The following is a 17,469-nucleotide window of genomic DNA, read 5'->3' as shown; positions in this document are numbered from 1 at the left end:
TTTTGGTTATAAAAGATATTAAGAGATTTAGCGACACGAGATACAAGGCAAGGGCGTATATCTGCTATTTATTTAGTAGAAATTTACCAAACAGATTGCCTGGGGTGTGCTTAGAAAACATAAAAGCTGGCTTTGATAAGATCAGCCACGAGATAGAAAATTTTGACGCACTATACATTTTGGACGAAAATGGCATACAGATCGAAGACTCGATCAGCCTAAACGAAAAGTATAAAATCCCAAAAGGCGAAAACCGCGCAAATAAAGCCTACTACTACACCGCTGTGCGCGAGAAAAGGTGCGTTTTAAGCGATCCATATCCATCAAGCCTAAATGGAGGTTTATGCGTCACAGCAAGTGTGCCTATCTATAACGATAAAAATGAGCTTAAATTTATCGCCTGCATCGACATAAGCCTAGAAAATATCCTAAATATGGTCGATAGCGGCTTTGTTGAGGAGCATTTTGGTAGATTTTTAAAGACTGTTTACACACTATTTTGTGCCTCACTTTTTATGATCTGTGCGTTTTTGTTTTGGCACGGTGTGAAGAGCTTTATATCAAAGAGTATCCAGCATATAAATGTTGAAGAAATTTTTGAATCAACTATCATTTTAACGCTAGCCCTCGCCATTTTTGACCTTGTTAAGACGATATTTGAAGAAGAGGTGTTAGGTAAAAATCACGAGGAAAATAGCGTTATTTATAAGACGATGGTGAGATTTATCGGCTCAATTATCATCGCACTTGCAATCGAGGCGCTTATGCTAGTCTTTAAATTTGCTATCACTGCACCTGAAAATATTATAAATGCTATCTATCTAATAGGCGGTGTGGCGATGCTGATGGCGGCACTTAGCTTTTATCTTTTCAGCGTAAAAAGACAAGAGAACAGATGATCGCTATTATTGATTATGGTGCGGGCAATATCAAAAGCGTAATAAATGCTTTTAAATTTCTTGGACATGAGTGCGTTTTAGTAAGTGAGCCTGATAGTTTAAAAGAGTACTCTCACATCGTTTTGCCAGGCGTTGGAGCTTTTGGTGAGGCGATGACAAAGCTAAAAAATAACGGCATGGACGAAGCTGTAAGAGAAGCCGTAAAAAGCGGCAAAGCATTTATTGGTATTTGTCTTGGCATGCAGCTTTTATTTGAGCGAAGCTTCGAGTTTGGTGAGCATAAGGGACTTTCTCTTTTGCCTGGTGAGGTCGTAAAATTTAATGAAGCTAATTTCGATAAACCATTAAAGATACCCCACATTGGTTGGAATGCTTTGGAATTTAAGCAAAATAGCCCATTAAATTTAGGACTAAAAAGGCTTGAGTATTTATATTTTGTACATAGCTATCATGTGGTTTGTGATGATAAATTTGCACTGGCAAAGACAACTTATGGATATGAATTTACAAGTGCGGTTTGGTATGAAAATGTCTTTGGCTTTCAGCCTCATCCAGAAAAAAGTCATGAAGCTGGACTTAAAATTTTAGAGAATTTTGCGAGGTTGTGATGGAAATTTTTCCAGCGATTGATTTAAAAGAGGGGCAAGCAGTTAGACTTAGCAAAGGTCTTATGCAAAGTGCAAAAATTTATAGCAACGAGCCAAGTGAACTTGCTAAGAAATTTGAAGATTATGGCGCAAAATGGCTTCATGTGGTTGATTTAGACGGTGCATTTGCTGGAGAGACGATAAATTTTAAAACAATTGAAAAAATTACAAAGGCTACAAATTTAAGTGTCCAAGTGGGTGGTGGCATAAGAGATGAAGATCGAATAAAACGCTATTTAGATTTAGGAGTTAGCAGAGTGATCCTTGGCTCAGTTGCTCTTAGAGATCCAGAATTTACAGCAAAAATGGCTGAAATTTATAGAGTTGTAGTTGGCATTGACGCAAAAGATGGCTACGTGGCCGTGCAAGGTTGGGGCGAGATCTCAAATATAAAAGCAGTCGATCTTGCAAGAAAATTTGCAGATGTTGGCGTGGAAGCTGTGATTTGTACCGATATTAACAAGGATGGAATGCTTGGCGGAGTCAATGTTGAGTTTAGCTTACAAATAGCTAGAAATAGCAAGCTTGAGACAATAGCAAGTGGTGGCGTGAGTGATATAAATGATATTTTGATGCTAAAAGCCACAAATGAGATTAGTGGCGTAATAGTTGGGAAAGCCTACTATGAGGGCTTGCTTGACCTAAAAGAGGCCTTTAAACTACTTAGATAGCGTTAAAGCTTTTATAAATTTAAATTAGCTAGAATAGGGCAATTTTTACTAAAAGGATATTATGTGAAGATTTTGGTTGTAGATGACAGTTCAACAATGAGAAGAATCATAAAAAATACTTTACAAAGGTTAGGACATCAAGAAATTCTTGAGGCTGAGCACGGTCTTGAGGCTTGGAATATCTTAACTCAAAATGAAGGTATTGAAGTTCTTATTACTGACTGGAATATGCCTGAGATGAATGGTCTTGAGCTTGTTAAAAAGGTAAGAGCAGAGCAGAAGTATGTTGATATGCCTATCATAATGGTAACAACAGAGGGCGGAAAAGCCGAAGTTATAACAGCTTTAAAAGCAGGTGTTAATAACTACATCGTTAAACCTTTTACGCCACAAGTTTTAAAAGAGAAGCTTGAAGACGTTCTTGGTTAATGAAAGATAAATTTTACGAATTAAGCATAAAAACATCAAATTTTTATGATGAAATTTTAGAGCTAGTTTTCTCTTTTGGAGTCACCTGTGTTGAAGAGCTAGATCACGAGATCATCATCAGGGAAGAGTATGATCTAAAAGATATAGCTTGGGGTATTGAAGAGTATGCAAAAGGACTCTCTAGTGTTCGTAAAATTTCAAATGATTTAAAAATTTCTCTTAATTTAAAAGAAAATAAAGACTGGCTAGGTGAATATAAAAAGGCAGTTAAGCCTATTTTGGTTGATAAAATTTATGTTAGACCTAGCTGGGAAGAGCCACTTAATGGCGTAACAAATATCATAATCGACCCAGCTCTAGCCTTTGGCTCAGGGCACCATGAAAGCACAAATTCTTGTTTGCAACTTTTACAAAAATATGTAAAAAGTGGCAATACTGCTTTAGATGTAGGTTGTGGAAGCGGGATATTAAGCATAGCCTTAGCAAAGCTTGGCTGTAAGGTCGATGCTTGTGATACAGACGAGCAAGCCACACAAAGCTCACTTAGCAACGCCGAGTTGAATGAGGTTAAATTTAATAAAATTTGGACAGGCTCTATCGCGAATTTAGAGCAAAAATATGACATTGTCGTAGCAAATATCATCGCTGATGTCATTTTTATGCTCTCAAATGACTTAAAAAAATCGCTTAAAAAAGGCGGCTACTTGGTATTGTCAGGAATTTTAAACAAATACGAAGATAGGATTAAAGATACATTTAAGGATTCGGAGCTAATTGAGATAAAACAAAGTAACGATTGGAGTAGCTTTGTTTATAAGGAAATAGATGAATAACCAAAATAATAACCAAAATAATGGTAACAATAACGGTTTTTTTAATAAAAATCCTATTTTTATTTTTGCCATTTTTGCAATAGTTATAGTTTTAGCTTTTAGAAGCTTTAGTGGAGATGGACTTGGCGGCTCTTTTGGGCTAAATAGTAATGCCCAGAGTAAAATGGTAGCTTATTCTGAGTTTAAAGATATGTTAAAAAATAAGCAGCTAAATGAGGTTGCTATCTCAGAAACTACCATAAAAGGCATAGGCAGTGACAAAACTATCTATCTTGCAAAACGCATAAATGATCCAACGCTCATTGGCATACTTGAGCAAAATGGCATAACCTATAGCGTTTATAGCGAAAACAACTGGTTTGGTGATCTTATATTTTCATGGATCATCCCGGTATTTATATTTTTTGCTATTTGGATGTTTATCGCTAGTCGTATGCAAAAGAACATTGGCGGTGGCATACTTGGCATAGGAAGTGCAAAAAAGCTTATAAATTCTGAAAAGCCAAAAGTAAAATTTGATGATGTTGCAGGTGTCGAAGAGGCAAAAGAAGAGGTTCAAGAGATAGTTGATTATCTAAAAAGTCCTGATAAATATCTAAGACTTGGGGCAAAAATTCCAAAAGGAATTTTGCTAGTTGGCCCTCCAGGCACAGGTAAAACACTTCTTGCAAGAGCAGTTGCAGGCGAGGCAAGTGTGCCATTTTTCTCTATGTCAGCATCAAGCTTTATTGAGATGTTTGTCGGTGTTGGCGCAAGCAGAGTTAGAGATCTTTTTGAAAATGCTAAAAAAGAGGCTCCAGCGATCGTTTTTATAGATGAGATCGATGCGATCGGTAAAAGTAGAAATTCTGGTCCAATGGGCGGCAATGACGAGAGAGAGCAGACGCTAAATCAGCTTCTTTCTGAGATGGACGGCTTTGATGCGGACAAGTCGCCAGTCATTGTTATAGCTGCTACAAATAGACCTGAAGTTTTAGATGCTGCGCTTTTGAGGCCAGGTAGATTTGATAGGCAAGTGCTTGTTGATAAGCCTGATTTTAAAGGACGCTGCGACATTTTAAAAGTTCACATGAAAGATGTAAAGATCGGTAAGGATGTAAATATCGAAGATATTGCAAGGCTTACGACTGGTTTAGCTGGTGCTGATCTTGAAAATATCATAAATGAGGCAGCACTTCTTGCAGGACGTAAGTCAAAGACCTTTGTCGAGCAGGCCGATCTTGTGGAGGCTGTTGAGAGATCGATCGCTGGACTTGAGAAAAAGTCTCGCCGCGTAAATCCAAAAGAAAAAAGAATCGTCACTTATCATGAGTGCGGTCATGCCTTGATAGCTGAGCTAACAAAAGGTGCAAAAAGGGTAACAAAAGTCTCAGTCGTACCACGTGGTCTTGCGGCACTTGGCTATACTCTAAACACACCTGAAGAGAATAAATTTATGATGCAAAAGCATGAATTGATAGCAGAAGTAGATGTGCTTTTGGCTGGTAGGGCTGCTGAAGAGGTGTTTATTAAAGAAATTTCAACCGGAGCTAGCAACGACCTAGAGCGTGCGACCGATATCATAAAAGCTATGGTTAGTATGTATGGTATGAGTGATGTTGCTGGTCTTATGGTGCTTGAAAAACAACGTGCTACGTTTTTAAATGGCGGTCAAAGTATCAAAGATTACAGTGATAAGATGGCTGAAAAGGTTGATGAGTTTGTAAAAACGCTTCTTCATGAAAGATACACAGCTGTGCTTGGTTTGCTTGAAATTTACAAAGGTGCTATTGAAAATATGGTATTAGCACTTTATGAAGAAGAAACAATCGAAGGAAAAAGAGTTAGAGAGATCATTAAAAACTATGAGATCGAAAATAGTCTAGAGAGCAGACTTGTAGAGACCGAAGAAGATGAAAAGAGTAAAAAAGAGGAATAAAAATGAGTGGCTATATCGCGAAAGCAGGATATAAATTTATATTATTTTTTCTAATTTTATTTGTTTTATCTTTGCTATTTGGGATATTGCCACTACTTTTTGCTATTTTACTTTTTTTGGGACTTTATTTTTTTAGAGATCCTGAGAGAGAGCCATTTTCTGATGATAAATTGGCTTTACTATCGCCGATTGATGGCAAGATAAAAGAGATTAGTGCTTCAAATTTTGATAATAATGAAGTAGCTAAGATCGTCATAAAAAAATCTTTTTTTGATGTTGGTACATTAAGGGCTGTAAGTGATGTAAAAGTAGCTGAAATACGCAAAAGACATGGCTTATTTTTGTGTCAAGCTATGAAAATTTCAGAATTTTTAAATGAAAGAGCGATTATTCGCTTTGAAAAAGAAAATATAAAATTTGTTATGAAAATTATAGCTGGAGCTTTCAGTCGAAGTTTAGAAATTTCAAATGTTACTAGCCTAAAAGCATCTAGGAAATTTGGCTTTTTAGGAAGTGGTGAGGTGATTTTATACCTACCAAGAGATACTAAAATATGTGTAAGTGTCGGAGAAAGCGTAAAGGCTGCTTCACTTTTGGGATATTTTGAAGAGGGAAAAAGAGATGAATAACATACAAAAGATGCAACTAATGTATATCTTGCCAAATTTATTTACAGCAGCTAGCGCTTTTTTAGGTATTATTAGCATTATTTCATCTATTCAAGGTAACTATTTTAAAGCCATTATTTATATAATCTTATCGCTTATTTTAGATGGACTTGATGGGCGTGTGGCTAGACTTACAAAGACAACTAGCAAATTTGGCGTAGAGTTTGATAGCCTCGCAGATCTTGTTGCTTTTGGTGTAGCACCAGCAATTTTATTTTATTTGACTATTGGTAAAAATTTTGGTAGATTTGGGGCACTTATAGCTGCTATGTTTGTAGTTTTTGGAGCTATTAGGCTTGCTCGTTTTAATGTCACTACTGGCACATATGAGCCAAATGTTTTTATCGGACTTCCTATTCCATCAGCAGCTATTGTGAGCGTACTTTGGGTTGGTATTTATATCGACTATACTTTTTTAGAAGGATTTGAGTGGTGCTTGATGCTACTTGAAGCTACTCTGGCAGCTTTAATGGTTAGCAACATCCGCTATCCAAGCTTTAAAAAAATAAATTTAAAACAAACCCACGTGATAAGAATTTTAGTAGCTCTTGTCGTTGCGTTTTCGATGCTTTATCTATATCCATTTGAAAGTGCGACTTTGGTTATGAGCATCTATATGCTTTATGGTATAGTAAGAGCCACTATAATGTTTAGTAAAAATTCCAAAAAAAAGGAGAGCGAATGAGCGAAAATGGCGTCATAAAATCACGTAAATTTTTACCAAAAATCGAAATCAAAAACTCTCTACTGCTGCTACTTAGGTAGCAAATTTCTCTTTACTTAACTCATCAAATTTAAAATTTAAATATAAAAAAATAAAAAAGGACAAAAATGGATAAGAATAAAATTATAATCTTTGATACGACTTTAAGGGATGGTGAGCAAAGCCCTGGTGCATCGATGAATACAGCTGAAAAACTACAGATCGCACTTCAGCTTGAAAGGCTTGGTGTGGATGTTATGGAGGCGGGATTTGCAGCAGCAAGCCCAGGGGATTTTGATGCAGTAAATCAAATAGCAAAGCAAGCCTCAAATATCACGGTTTGCTCTCTTGCACGTGCAGTTGAACGTGATATCAAGGCAGCTGGTGAGGCATTGGCTCCGGCTAAAAATAAGAGAATTCATACATTTATAGCGACAAGCCCAATTCATATGGAGTACAAGCTAAAAATGAGCCCAGATGAAGTAATAAAACGTGCAGTCGAGTCTATAAAATACGCAAAAACCTTTTGCGATGATGTGGAGTTTAGCTGCGAGGACGCTTGTAGAAGTGAAATGAGCTTTTTAAAAGAAATTTGTGATGCTGCTATAAATGCAGGTGCAAAAACTTTAAATATCCCTGATACAGTTGGTTATTTGTATCCTGAAGAGATAACTGCTCGCATTAGTGAAATAGTAAAATTTGTAGGCGATAGAGCGATAATCTCTGTGCATAATCACAATGACTTAGGTATGGCTACAGCAAACTCGTTAGCGGCCATAAAAGCTGGTGCAAGGCAGGTCGAAGGCACGATAAATGGCATAGGTGAGCGCGCCGGAAATGCTGCGCTTGAAGAGATCGTGATGGCTATCAAAACCCGCCAAGACGTCTTTGCTCCATTTTATACAGATATTATCTCAAAAGAAATTTATCCAACTTCAAGACTGATTGCTAGTATTATAGGCATTGAGCCTCAACCAAACAAAGCTATCGTTGGTAAAAACGCATTTGCTCATGAGAGTGGCATACATCAAGACGGCGTACTAAAACACAAAGAGACCTATGAGATAATTAGCGCCGAGAGCATAGGCCTTGAGAAAAATTCTCTTGTTTTAGGTAAGCATAGTGGTCGCCACGCATTTAAAGATAAGCTTGCTAGCCTTGGATTTGACCTTGATAGCGATGCTCTTAATAAAGCATTTGAAAAATTTAAAGAGCTAGCTGATAAGAAAAAAGAGATATTTGATGACGATATTAGGGCTCTTGTGGCTGAAGAGATTACAAAAATTCCACAAGCTTATGAGATCACGGCTCTTCTTCAAAGTAGCGGTGGAAGCCTTGCAAGTGCTTCAATTAGCATAAAACACAATGATGAGATTATCAGCGACTCAGCCCTAGGAAATGGTACTGCTGATGCGATATTTAAGGTAGTTGATCGCATTAGTGGCATTAGTGGCACGCTAAAAGACTATAAAGTGGCATCCGTTTCTCAAGGTAAGGACGCACTTGCAAAGGTTGATGTAAAGGTCGAGTTTGAGGGCAAAACGGCTGTAATAGGCCATGGACTTGACATAGATACTATGATGGCAAGCGCAAAAGCCTATGTTGGCGCACTAAATAGCTACCTTCGCATACATAAAAACTAAAATTTTAGCCGGCTGTTAAAATTGCAGCTGGCTACTTTAAATTTAATCCGAAAACTATATAAATTTTTAAAATTCAAAGTTTCTATTTAAAAAAATAGATTTTACTATCTTTACAAATTTTAAAATCTTACTCACTCGCCTTAGCAACTTACTAATTTTAGGGCTCATAAACATTCGCCACTAAATTTAGAAGCGTGATATGCTCGCTTGTAAATTTTAAAATTTGATAGGGTTTAGACCGCATGCAGTGCGAAGTACTAGCACATGCCCCTTGAATGTGCGAGGGGGTGGATTAAAAAAGGGGCAGGAGGGGGGGGATAAGGGGATGGACTTCGTGTCTGCCACGCAGTTGCGAGCCTGAGAAGTAAATTTAAGTCCACTTGCCTCCCTTTCGAATAAAAAAATGAAAATTTAATCAAGCCGTCTTTGCAAATTTTAAACTTTCATTCGCTCGCAAGAATTGATTACTAAAATTTGGGTTCGCTTATCGCTTATCATAAATTTTTAGAGCCGAAATTACTCGTTTATAAATTTTTAAAATTTGCTAGACGCTCATCTTGGATTGTTAAATTTGTGTTTTGTAGAGCTGGCTATTAAATTTATATCCAAAAAATACCAGCTTTAATTTGAAATTTTGCTCAGAGAGTAAATTTTTGACTTACTACCCAACTATCTTTTTAACAGCTAGTGAAGCTAAATTTAGCCCAAAGCAAGCAGTCACGCCCATGAAGCTTCCAAGCGGCTTGCAACGTGGCTCTTCTGTTGAAAAGACCACATCGAATTTACCGCTAAAGCCTGATCTTTTCAGCTCATATCTATATTTTCTAGCTAGCGGATCGACCGATGTTTTCCACACTGAGGCTACTTTTATCTTGGTTGGATCTATCCTTTTTGCCCCACCCATAGAGGCTATAAATTTGCCAGGATCTACCGCATTTGCAAGGGCGATCTTGGCTGTTATATCATCTATCGCATCGATAACCACATCAAATTTACCAAAGTCAAAGCTAGCAATAAATTCTGGCGTGATTAGCGTCTGAATAGGCGTTATACAAGGATAAACCTTTGCAAATTCATCTACCTTTACGCTTCCGGTATTTTCGCTATAAATTTGGCGGTTTTGATTTGTTACGTCAAAGGTGTCCTTATCGATTAGTGTGATATGCCCAACTCCACTTCTAGCAAGCGCATCCACGCACATTCCGCCCACACCACCAGCTCCACAAACTAGCACTTTTGCGCTTTGAAGCCTGCTAAAACCATCCTCACCAAAGAGCCATCTTATCCTTGTAAATCTATCATTTTGCATTAAAATTTCCCCTGCAGCGCAACTAGACTCTCATAGGAAGTCATATCAAGTTTTATTGGTGTGAGCGTCGCAAAGCCCTCATTTACCTTGCTGATGTCACTTGGCTCACCGCCCTCGTAGTCAAGTGCTGCATTTCCAAGCCAGTAGTACTCGATTCCTCTTGGGTTGCGGTTAAGCGTAGCGTGCGTAGCATAGGTGCGTTTGCCAGCTGGTACGACGGTGTAACCTTTGAAATTTTTGCTTGTTACGGCTGGGATGTTTACATTTAAAAATTCCCTCGCATTTGGCAAAATTTCACCCTCTAGCACCTTTGGTACGATAAATTTTACAACTTCTTTTGCTAGATTAAACCCCAGTTCATTTAATGAGTTGTTGGTATAAAACTGTGAAAATGCAATGCTTTTAATGCCTTGTAAAACACCCTCCATCGCTGCTCCACACGTACCAGAATAGGTTATATCTTCGCCCAAATTTGCTCCGTGGTTTATACCGCTTATTACAAGGTCTGGTTTTTTGTTATAAAGTGCGTGAAGCGCAAGATAGACACAGTCACTTGGTGTAGCATCATCAAGTTTAAAAAAGTTATCATCAAGCTTGATAAATCTAAGTGGCCTTGTGAGAGTTAGCGAGTGAGCGCAGGCTGACTTTTCTGAGCTTGGAGCTACGATCGTGACATTTACGTCTTTTAATTCGCTCAAAGCTTCTTTTAGAGCAAGTAGTCCAGCCGCCTCAAATCCATCATCATTTGTTATCAAAATTTCTTTCAAATTTTATCCTTTAAAGGCTTGGATTTTATCACAGCTTTCTTAAAATTTTAAAGAATTTTTGCGTATAATGCCCCTAAAAAAAGACCAACCGAAAGTGTGAAAATGAAAATTTTAGTCTCCGCTCTTGAGCCATCGGCAAATTTGCATTTAAAAGAAATTTTGAAAAATTTCGAGGGCGAATTTGAACTAATGGGAATTTTTAGCGAAGAATTTGGCACACCATATATGAAAAGCAGCGAGTTTTCTGCGATGGGCTTTGTTGAAGTTTTACCGCTCATTTTAAAAGCAAAAAAGGCGATGAAAGTGATGAGCCAGATGGCAAAAGAGGCCGATGCAGTGCTACTTATCGATAGTCCAGCTTTTAACTTACCTCTTGCAAAGGCGATAAAAGAGGCTGGGGTAAAGGCGGCCGTGACATACTACATCTTGCCACAAGTTTGGGCATGGAAGCCAAAGCGTGTGAGTGCAGTTGAGAAGTATTGTGACAACCTTGCTTCGATTCTGCCATTTGACTCCAAATTTTATGGCCGTTCAACATATGTTGGACATCCTTTGATGGATGAGATAAGGCTAAAAAAAACGAGCCTAAGCAGCAGTGGCAAAGTAGCGTTTTTGCCGGGATCAAGAAGGTCTGAAATTTCAAGACTTATGCCAGTTTATAGGGAGCTTGCTAAAAAGATAGAGGCTAGGAGGCTACTTGTCGTGCCACCATTTTTGCTTGATAAAGTGGGTGAAATTTATGGTGATACAAGCGATTTTGAGATAGTTTCAAACACTCCTGAGGCTTTGTATGATAGTGATTTTGCGTTTATTTGCTCAGGTACGGCCACGCTTGAAGCAGCACTCATTGGTACGCCATTTGTGCTAGCTTACAAGGCAAAAGCCATAGATGTTTTCATCGCTAGAAAATTTGTAAAGATCAAGCACGCAGGACTTGCAAATATAATGTTTGACTTCATGGGCAAAGAGCCACTTCATGAGGAGTTTATACAAGAATTTGCGACAGTTGATAATTTACTTAAAGCCTATGAGTGCTGCGATAGGCAGAAATTTTTAAAAGGCTGTGATGAATTGAGAGAGTATTTATCACATGGCAGCAGCAAAAATGTAGTAAAAATTTTAAAGAATATGGAGTAAAAAATGAGTGAACCAATGACAATATACGGATATGAAAAAATAGAAGCTGAACTAAAGGATTTAAGGCTCGTGCAGCGTCCTCAAATAGTAACTGAGATAGATATCGCAAGAAGTCACGGCGACCTAAAAGAAAACGCCGAGTACCATGCTGCCAAAGAAAAGCAAGCATTCATAGATGCTAGGATAGCAGAGCTTAGCTCGCTCCTTGCAAATGCCGAAGTGATCGATCCAAGTAGCTACGAGCATGATAGAGTTAGGTTTGGCTCAAGTGTTACGATAATGGACGAGGAAACTGAAATAGAACATACCTACACGATAGTTGGTATTAGTGAAAGCGACATAGATAAAGGCTATATCTCGATAAACTCACCTCTTGCAAAGCAACTTTTAGGCAAGGCTGAGGGCGATGAAGTGGTGCTAAATTTACCAAAGGGTAGAAGCGACGTTGAGATCGTAAAGATCTGCTACAAGCCTATAAAATTTAATTAAAAATCGTAAAAAGTGATATTACTAGAGCCAAAATTTATGCTTGATAATAGCCATTATGCAATCTTTTGGCTCATAAATGGGTTAAATTTATATCTTTTAGTTAAGGCCAAATTTGAGTGAATATTTATACACACCCGTTATTAAAGATGGTGCGATTTTTATAGGCGACGCACACGAAAATGTAAATCGAGATGGTTTTTTAAAATTTTTGCACGCCATTGATAGCGGAAAAATTCCAGAGCCGCCACAAATTTTTTTACTAGGCGATATGTTTGATTTTTTAAGTGGCGAGAGCGAATACACTATAAATTTCTACGCTGAGCATTTGAGACTTATAAATAAAATTTCAGAAAAGATAGAGATCTTTTATTTTGAGGGCAATCACGACTTTAGACTTTCAAATTTATTTAATAAAACAAGAGATTTTTGGGATGGGCATGAGGTGCAAAGCTATAAAAATGTCAAAATCTATGACATTTCTGCACAGCCTGCAAATTTTAAGACGATCAATGAAGAGCGCGTCCAGATCGCACACGGCGATATATTTTTACCTTTTATAGATAAATACGCACTTAGATTTTTACGTGTAAAATGGTTTTTAAAATTTATGAATGCTTTGGATAAATTTTTACATTTTAAAATATCAAAAGCGATACTAGCTAGGCTTACTAAGAAAAATTTAGACTACAAAATTCCTAATTTTGAAGAGTTAATGAGCAGGCATTTACGCGGTTACAACGCTAATATAATAATAGAAGGGCACTATCATCAAGGTAGGCAATTTAGTATTTATGATAGATTTTATATAAATTTACCTTGTTTTGCATGCGAGCAAAGTTATTTTGTTGTAGAATACGCCCAGCAAAAGTTAAATTTGCTCAAAATGAGTTTGAAAGGACATTGATGTTTGGAGATAACGTACTAAAAACGGACTCAAACGAGATGGAACTTGTTGATTTTCGTATCTTTAAAAAGACCGAAAACAAAGTATATGAAGGAATATACGGAGTCAATGTCGCAAAGGTGCGGGAGATCATTAAGATGCCAAATCTTACAGAGCTTCCTGGCGTTCCCGAGTATATCGAGGGAATTTTTGATTTAAGGGGTGTGGTGATCCCTGTAATAAATTTGGCAAGATGGATGAATATTATCGAGCCAACCGAAGGCGTAGTTATAAAGCCACGTGTTATTATTGCTGAGTTTAGTGGTATTTTGATCGGTTTTATCGTCCATGAGGCAAAAAGGATCAGGCGTATAAGCTGGAAAGATATCGAGCCTGCAAATTTTGCTTCAGGCTCTGGCGCTTTAGATAAAGGCAAAATAACAGGCGTGACAAGAATAGAAAATGATGAAGTTTTACTTATCCTTGATCTTGAAAGTATTGTTGAAGAGCTTGGAATTTACTCACCAAAGATCGAATTTGATGTAACAGACGATCAAAAATTAAAAGGTGCTGCTTTAGTTTTAGATGATAGTTCAACTGCTAGAAAACTAGTAAAAGACGCACTTGAGAAGATGGGACTTAGCGTGGTTGAGGCTAAAAACGGCGTTGAGGGCTTGGAGAGAATGGAAGAACTTTATCAAAGATATGGAGATAACTTATCAAGAGAGCTTAGAGTTATCTTAAGTGATATCGAAATGCCACAGATGGATGGATACCGCTTTGCTTCAACTCTTAAAAATGATGAAAGATTTAAAGAAGTTCCAATAGTATTTAACTCCTCATTGAGTAATGATTTTAGTGAAATCAAGAGCAAAGAAGCTGGTGGTGCGGCGTATCTTACAAAATTTGATGCGAGCATATTTTATCAAGAAGTGCTAAAAGTTATTGAAGCACATTCTAAATCTGCAAAATGAGGTGAAACATGGATGATATGAAAGAAATAATGGAAGACTTTTTAATAGAGGCTTTCGAACTTATTGAGCAGATAGATCACGACCTTGTTGAGCTTGAGTCAAACCCTGAAGATTTGGAATTATTAAATAGAATTTTCCGCGTTGCTCACACAGTAAAAGGTAGCTCAAGCTTTTTAAATTTTGATGTTTTAACAGAGCTTACTCACCATATGGAGGATGTTTTAAATAAAGCTAGAAAAGGCGAGCTAAAGATCACTCCAGACATTATGGACGTAGTTCTTGAGTCGGTTGATATGATGAAAGGCTTGTTAAGCAGCATTAGGGATCATGGAAATGATACAGCTGCTGGCATTGATATTAAAAATATTTGCACAAGACTTACTCAAATTTCTGAAGGCGAAGCCCCAGCAGCAGCTCCTGAAGCTCCTGCCACACCGGTAGCTGAGCCAACACCAGAGCCAGAGCCAGCCGCGCCTACCGAAGAAGTACCAGAGATAAGTGATGCTGAGCTTTCAAAGCTAAGTGATTCAGAAGTTGAAGCAGAAATAGAAAGACTCTTAAAAGTTAGAAAGGCTGAGGATCAAGCAAGGCGTGCTTCAAAAGGTATAGCTCCAAAATCTCCTAGCGAGATAGCCCCAGCCGCAAGTAGTACTTCAGCTCCAGCTGCAAAAGCAGAGAGTAAGGAAAAAGACGGAGATAAAAAGGTCCCAGCAGCAAGCAGCGGTGCAGTAGCACAGGAACAAACTATACGCGTTGAAGTAAAAAGACTTGACCACTTAATGAACCTAATTGGTGAGCTTGTTCTTGGTAAAAACCGCTTATTAAAAATTTATGATGACGTGGAAGAGAGATATGAGGGTGAGAAATTCCTTGAAGAGCTAAATCAAGTAGTTTCAAGTCTAAGCTTAGTGACGACTGATATTCAGCTTGCAGTTATGAAGACAAGAATGCTTCCAATAGCAAAAGTCTTTAATAAATTCCCACGTATGATACGCGATCTTAGCCGCGATCTTGGTAAGCAAATCGATCTTGAAATTTCAGGTGAAGAGACTGAGCTTGATAAGTCAATCGTAGAAGAGATCGGCGATCCACTAGTGCACATCATCAGAAATTCATGCGATCACGGTATCGAGGATCCTGAGACAAGAAAGGCAGCAGGCAAGCCTGAAAAAGGTCTTGTACAACTAAAAGCTTACAATGAAGGCAACCACATCGTTGTTGAGATAGTTGATGATGGCAAGGGTCTAGATGCTGACATGCTTAAGTCTAAATCGATAGAAAAAGGCATCATCACTGAGCGCGAAGCTGATGCGATGAGCGAAAAAGAGGCATTTGGACTTATCTTTAGACCAGGATTTTCAACTGCGGCAAAGGTCACAAACGTATCTGGCCGTGGTGTTGGTATGGACGTTGTTAAGACTAATATCGAAAAACTAAACGGTATCATTGATATTGAAAGTGAAGTTGGAAAAGGTACAGTTATGAAGCTTAAAATTCCACTCACGCTTGCGATTATTCAGTCACTACTTGTTGGAACGCAAGAAGAATTTTATGCTATTCCACTTGCTAGTGTTCTTGAAACTGTTCGTGTACCGATTGATGATATCTACACGATCGATGGCAAAAATGTACTAAGGCTAAGAGATGAAGTCTTATCTCTTGTTAGACTTTCTGACGTATTTGGCGTTGAAAAGGCATTTGATGGTGGAGATCAAACTTATGTCGTAATAATCGGTGTTGCTGAAGCAAAACTAGGCATTATTGTCGATACTTTGGTTGGACAAGAAGAGATTGTTATTAAGTCAATGGGCGATTATTTGCAAAATATCCCAGGTATTGCCGGTGCTACTATTAGAGGTGATGGCCGTGTGACATTGATTATTGATGTTGGTGCTATGATGGAGATGGCAAAAGATATCAAGGTAGATATTAGAGCCGAAATAGAAGATAGCACAAAAGCAAAGGAAAAACCAAGCGATTATAAAGTCTTGATAGTTGATGACTCAAAAATGGATAGAACTATCATGCAAAAAGCGCTTGAACCAACTGGGGTAACGATAATAGAAGCCACAAACGGTGTTGAGGCATTAAATATCGTAAAATCTGGAGAGCACTCCTTTGATGCGATCTTGATAGATATTGAGATGCCAAGAATGGATGGATATACACTGGCTGGCGAAATTAGAAAATACTCTAAGTATAGAAATTTACCACTTATTGCTGTTACATCAAGGACGTCAAAAACAGATAGATTGCGTGGCGTAGAAGTTGGAATGACTGAGTATATTACAAAACCATATTCAGCCGAGTACTTAGAAAATGTCGTTAGAAAGAATATAAAATTAGCTTAGGGGTAAGGGATGAACAATAAACTAAATCAAGTTTTAAGTAAACAAAAACAGCAAATAAATGGTCCTGAGTTAAAAAATAATGAGGATATAGTTCAGCTAGTAGGATTTGTTGTCGGTGAGGAAGAGTACGCGATACCTATTTTAAATATCCAAGAGATAATCAAACCTATTGAATATACACGTGTTCCTAGTGTGCCTGATTATGTTCTTGGCGTGTTTAACCTACGCGGAAATGTTATTCCGCTTATTGATTTGCGTAAGCGTTTTTCACTAAATGTCACAAAACAAAGCCCAAGCACAAGATATATCGTTATGAAAGATGCGGATAATATCGCTGGCTTTGTGATAGACCGCTTGACGGAGGCTATTAGAATAGACCGCAATAGGATCGATCCGCCACCAGAGACTTTAGTAAAAGACAAAGGCATGATTTATGGTATCGGAAAGCGCGACCAAAATATCCTTACGATCTTGAAGGTCGAAAGCCTTTTGAAACGTGATTTTTAGGGTATAACTTGATAAAACTTTGTGTTTTTGATTTTGACTCTACAATAATGGACGGCGAGACGATAGATATTCTCGCCGCCGCTAATAATGCTAGTGAAGAAGTAGCCAATATAACTAAGCGTTCGATGAACGGTGAGCTTGATTTTTTTGAAAGTCTTACAAAAAGAGTAAAATTTTTAAAAGGATTGCCACTTTTAAAAGTAAATGAAATTTGCAAAAATTTACCCATAATGCCAGGAGCTAGCGAGCTAATAGAAGCTTTAAAGCAAAAAGGTGTCAAAGTTGTGGTTTTTAGCGGTGGATTTCACAATGCAACCGATGTAATGCAAAAAAAGCTTAATTTTGATGCAAATTTTGCAAATATTTTGCACCACAAAGATGGAATTTTAAGTGGTGAAGTTGGCGGAGAGATGATGTTTGGTAGTTCAAAGGGAGATATGATTGATCGCTTGTGTGGACTATTAAATTTAGGCAAGGACGAGATAATGTGTGTTGGGGACGGGGCCAATGACATATCAATGTTTAGAAAGTGCGACCTTAGCATTGCATTTTGTGCAAAAGATATCTTAAAAAAAGAAGCGACACATTGTGTTGATGTTAAAGACTTGCGTGAAATTTTAAAATTTATAAGGTAGAAATTA

18 protein-coding genes are annotated in these 17,469 nt (G+C 37.8%); 16 read left to right on the top strand and 2 right to left on the bottom strand.

Annotation, left to right across the window (positions count from 1 at the left end; genetic code table 11):
- The first annotated feature begins 2 nt into the window (after positions 1-2).
- From CYP64_RS00980 to CYP64_RS00940, 9 genes are all read left to right on the top strand, one after another.
- The gene (locus tag CYP64_RS00980; RefSeq protein ID WP_103648341.1) at positions 3-899 is read left to right on the top strand and encodes a PDC sensor domain-containing protein; all 897 of its coding nucleotides are present in this window, start codon (positions 3-5) and stop codon (positions 897-899) included.
- Entirely contained in the window at positions 896-1,507 is a 612-nt protein-coding gene (gene hisH / locus CYP64_RS00975) for an imidazole glycerol phosphate synthase subunit HisH (protein ID WP_103648340.1), read from the top strand. The genes CYP64_RS00980 and hisH overlap by 4 nt, the downstream gene beginning before the upstream one ends.
- Positions 1,507-2,217, top strand: coding sequence for a 1-(5-phosphoribosyl)-5-[(5-phosphoribosylamino)methylideneamino]imidazole-4-carboxamide isomerase (hisA, locus tag CYP64_RS00970; protein ID WP_087577559.1), 711 nt, complete (start codon positions 1,507-1,509; stop codon positions 2,215-2,217). The genes hisH and hisA overlap by 1 nt, the downstream gene beginning before the upstream one ends.
- A 63-nt stretch (positions 2,218-2,280) precedes the next feature.
- The gene (locus CYP64_RS00965; RefSeq protein ID WP_002939933.1) at positions 2,281-2,646 is read left to right on the top strand and encodes a chemotaxis response regulator CheY; all 366 of its coding nucleotides are present in this window, start codon (positions 2,281-2,283) and stop codon (positions 2,644-2,646) included.
- Positions 2,646-3,479: a 50S ribosomal protein L11 methyltransferase gene (locus tag CYP64_RS00960; protein ID WP_103648339.1), complete on the top strand. Its 834-nt coding sequence runs from the start codon at positions 2,646-2,648 to the stop codon at positions 3,477-3,479. The genes CYP64_RS00965 and CYP64_RS00960 overlap by 1 nt, the downstream gene beginning before the upstream one ends.
- Entirely contained in the window at positions 3,472-5,397 is a 1,926-nt protein-coding gene (ftsH, locus tag CYP64_RS00955; RefSeq protein WP_103648338.1) for an ATP-dependent zinc metalloprotease FtsH, read from the top strand. The genes CYP64_RS00960 and ftsH overlap by 8 nt, the downstream gene beginning before the upstream one ends.
- Before the next feature lie 2 nt (positions 5,398-5,399).
- Complete coding sequence (locus CYP64_RS00950) at positions 5,400-6,026, top strand: phosphatidylserine decarboxylase (RefSeq protein ID WP_021091662.1); 627 nt, start codon at positions 5,400-5,402, stop codon at positions 6,024-6,026.
- Positions 6,019-6,750 (top strand): CDP-diacylglycerol--serine O-phosphatidyltransferase, encoded by a 732-nt coding sequence (pssA, locus tag CYP64_RS00945; RefSeq protein WP_103648337.1) that lies wholly within the window; start codon positions 6,019-6,021, stop codon positions 6,748-6,750. The genes CYP64_RS00950 and pssA overlap by 8 nt, the downstream gene beginning before the upstream one ends.
- A gap of 146 nt (positions 6,751-6,896) precedes the next feature.
- Entirely contained in the window at positions 6,897-8,411 is a 1,515-nt protein-coding gene (locus tag CYP64_RS00940; protein WP_021091757.1) for a 2-isopropylmalate synthase, read from the top strand.
- A 661-nt stretch (positions 8,412-9,072) separates the two neighbouring features.
- On the opposite strand, the gene CYP64_RS00935 is transcribed toward CYP64_RS00940, so the two are convergent.
- Positions 9,073-9,720 carry a tRNA threonylcarbamoyladenosine dehydratase gene (locus CYP64_RS00935; protein ID WP_103641114.1) on the bottom strand — a complete coding sequence of 216 codons (648 nt, stop codon included), beginning with the start codon at positions 9,718-9,720 and terminating at the stop codon, positions 9,073-9,075.
- The gene (surE, locus tag CYP64_RS00930) at positions 9,720-10,487 is read right to left on the bottom strand and encodes a 5'/3'-nucleotidase SurE (protein ID WP_103648336.1); all 768 of its coding nucleotides are present in this window, start codon (positions 10,485-10,487) and stop codon (positions 9,720-9,722) included. The genes CYP64_RS00935 and surE overlap by 1 nt, the downstream gene beginning before the upstream one ends.
- 102 nt (positions 10,488-10,589) lie before the next feature.
- On the opposite strand from surE, the gene lpxB reads away from it, so the two are divergent.
- From lpxB to serB, 7 genes are all read left to right on the top strand, one after another.
- Positions 10,590-11,624: a lipid-A-disaccharide synthase gene (gene lpxB / locus CYP64_RS00925; protein WP_103648335.1), complete on the top strand. Its 1,035-nt coding sequence runs from the start codon at positions 10,590-10,592 to the stop codon at positions 11,622-11,624.
- 3 nt (positions 11,625-11,627) lie between these two features.
- Entirely contained in the window at positions 11,628-12,113 is a 486-nt protein-coding gene (gene greA / locus CYP64_RS00920) for a transcription elongation factor GreA (RefSeq protein WP_103648334.1), read from the top strand.
- Between the two features lie 112 nt (positions 12,114-12,225).
- Complete coding sequence (locus CYP64_RS00915; RefSeq protein ID WP_103648333.1) at positions 12,226-13,017, top strand: UDP-2,3-diacylglucosamine diphosphatase; 792 nt, start codon at positions 12,226-12,228, stop codon at positions 13,015-13,017.
- A complete protein-coding gene (locus tag CYP64_RS00910; RefSeq protein ID WP_021091802.1) occupies positions 13,017-13,970 on the top strand; it encodes a chemotaxis protein in 954 nt (317 codons plus the stop codon). Before CYP64_RS00915 ends, CYP64_RS00910 begins: the two co-directional genes overlap by 1 nt.
- A gap of 8 nt (positions 13,971-13,978) precedes the next feature.
- On the top strand, positions 13,979-16,321 hold the full coding sequence (locus CYP64_RS00905) for a hybrid sensor histidine kinase/response regulator (protein ID WP_103648332.1): 2,343 nt from the start codon (positions 13,979-13,981) through the stop codon (positions 16,319-16,321).
- Positions 16,322-16,330: 9 nt separating this feature from the next.
- Entirely contained in the window at positions 16,331-16,828 is a 498-nt protein-coding gene (locus tag CYP64_RS00900; protein ID WP_085658145.1) for a chemotaxis protein CheW, read from the top strand.
- Positions 16,829-16,836: 8 nt separating this feature from the next.
- Positions 16,837-17,463, top strand: coding sequence for a phosphoserine phosphatase SerB (gene serB, locus CYP64_RS00895; RefSeq protein ID WP_103648331.1), 627 nt, complete (start codon positions 16,837-16,839; stop codon positions 17,461-17,463).
- Positions 17,464-17,469: the final 6 nt, after the last annotated feature.

Origin of the sequence: Campylobacter concisus, from assembly GCF_002913945.1 — a bacterium.
In the GTDB taxonomy this organism is placed as follows: domain Bacteria; phylum Campylobacterota; class Campylobacteria; order Campylobacterales; family Campylobacteraceae; genus Campylobacter_A; species Campylobacter_A concisus_P.
The sequence above is the reverse complement of the archived record's forward strand: the minus strand, read 5'-3'. Positions and strand labels throughout refer to the sequence as shown.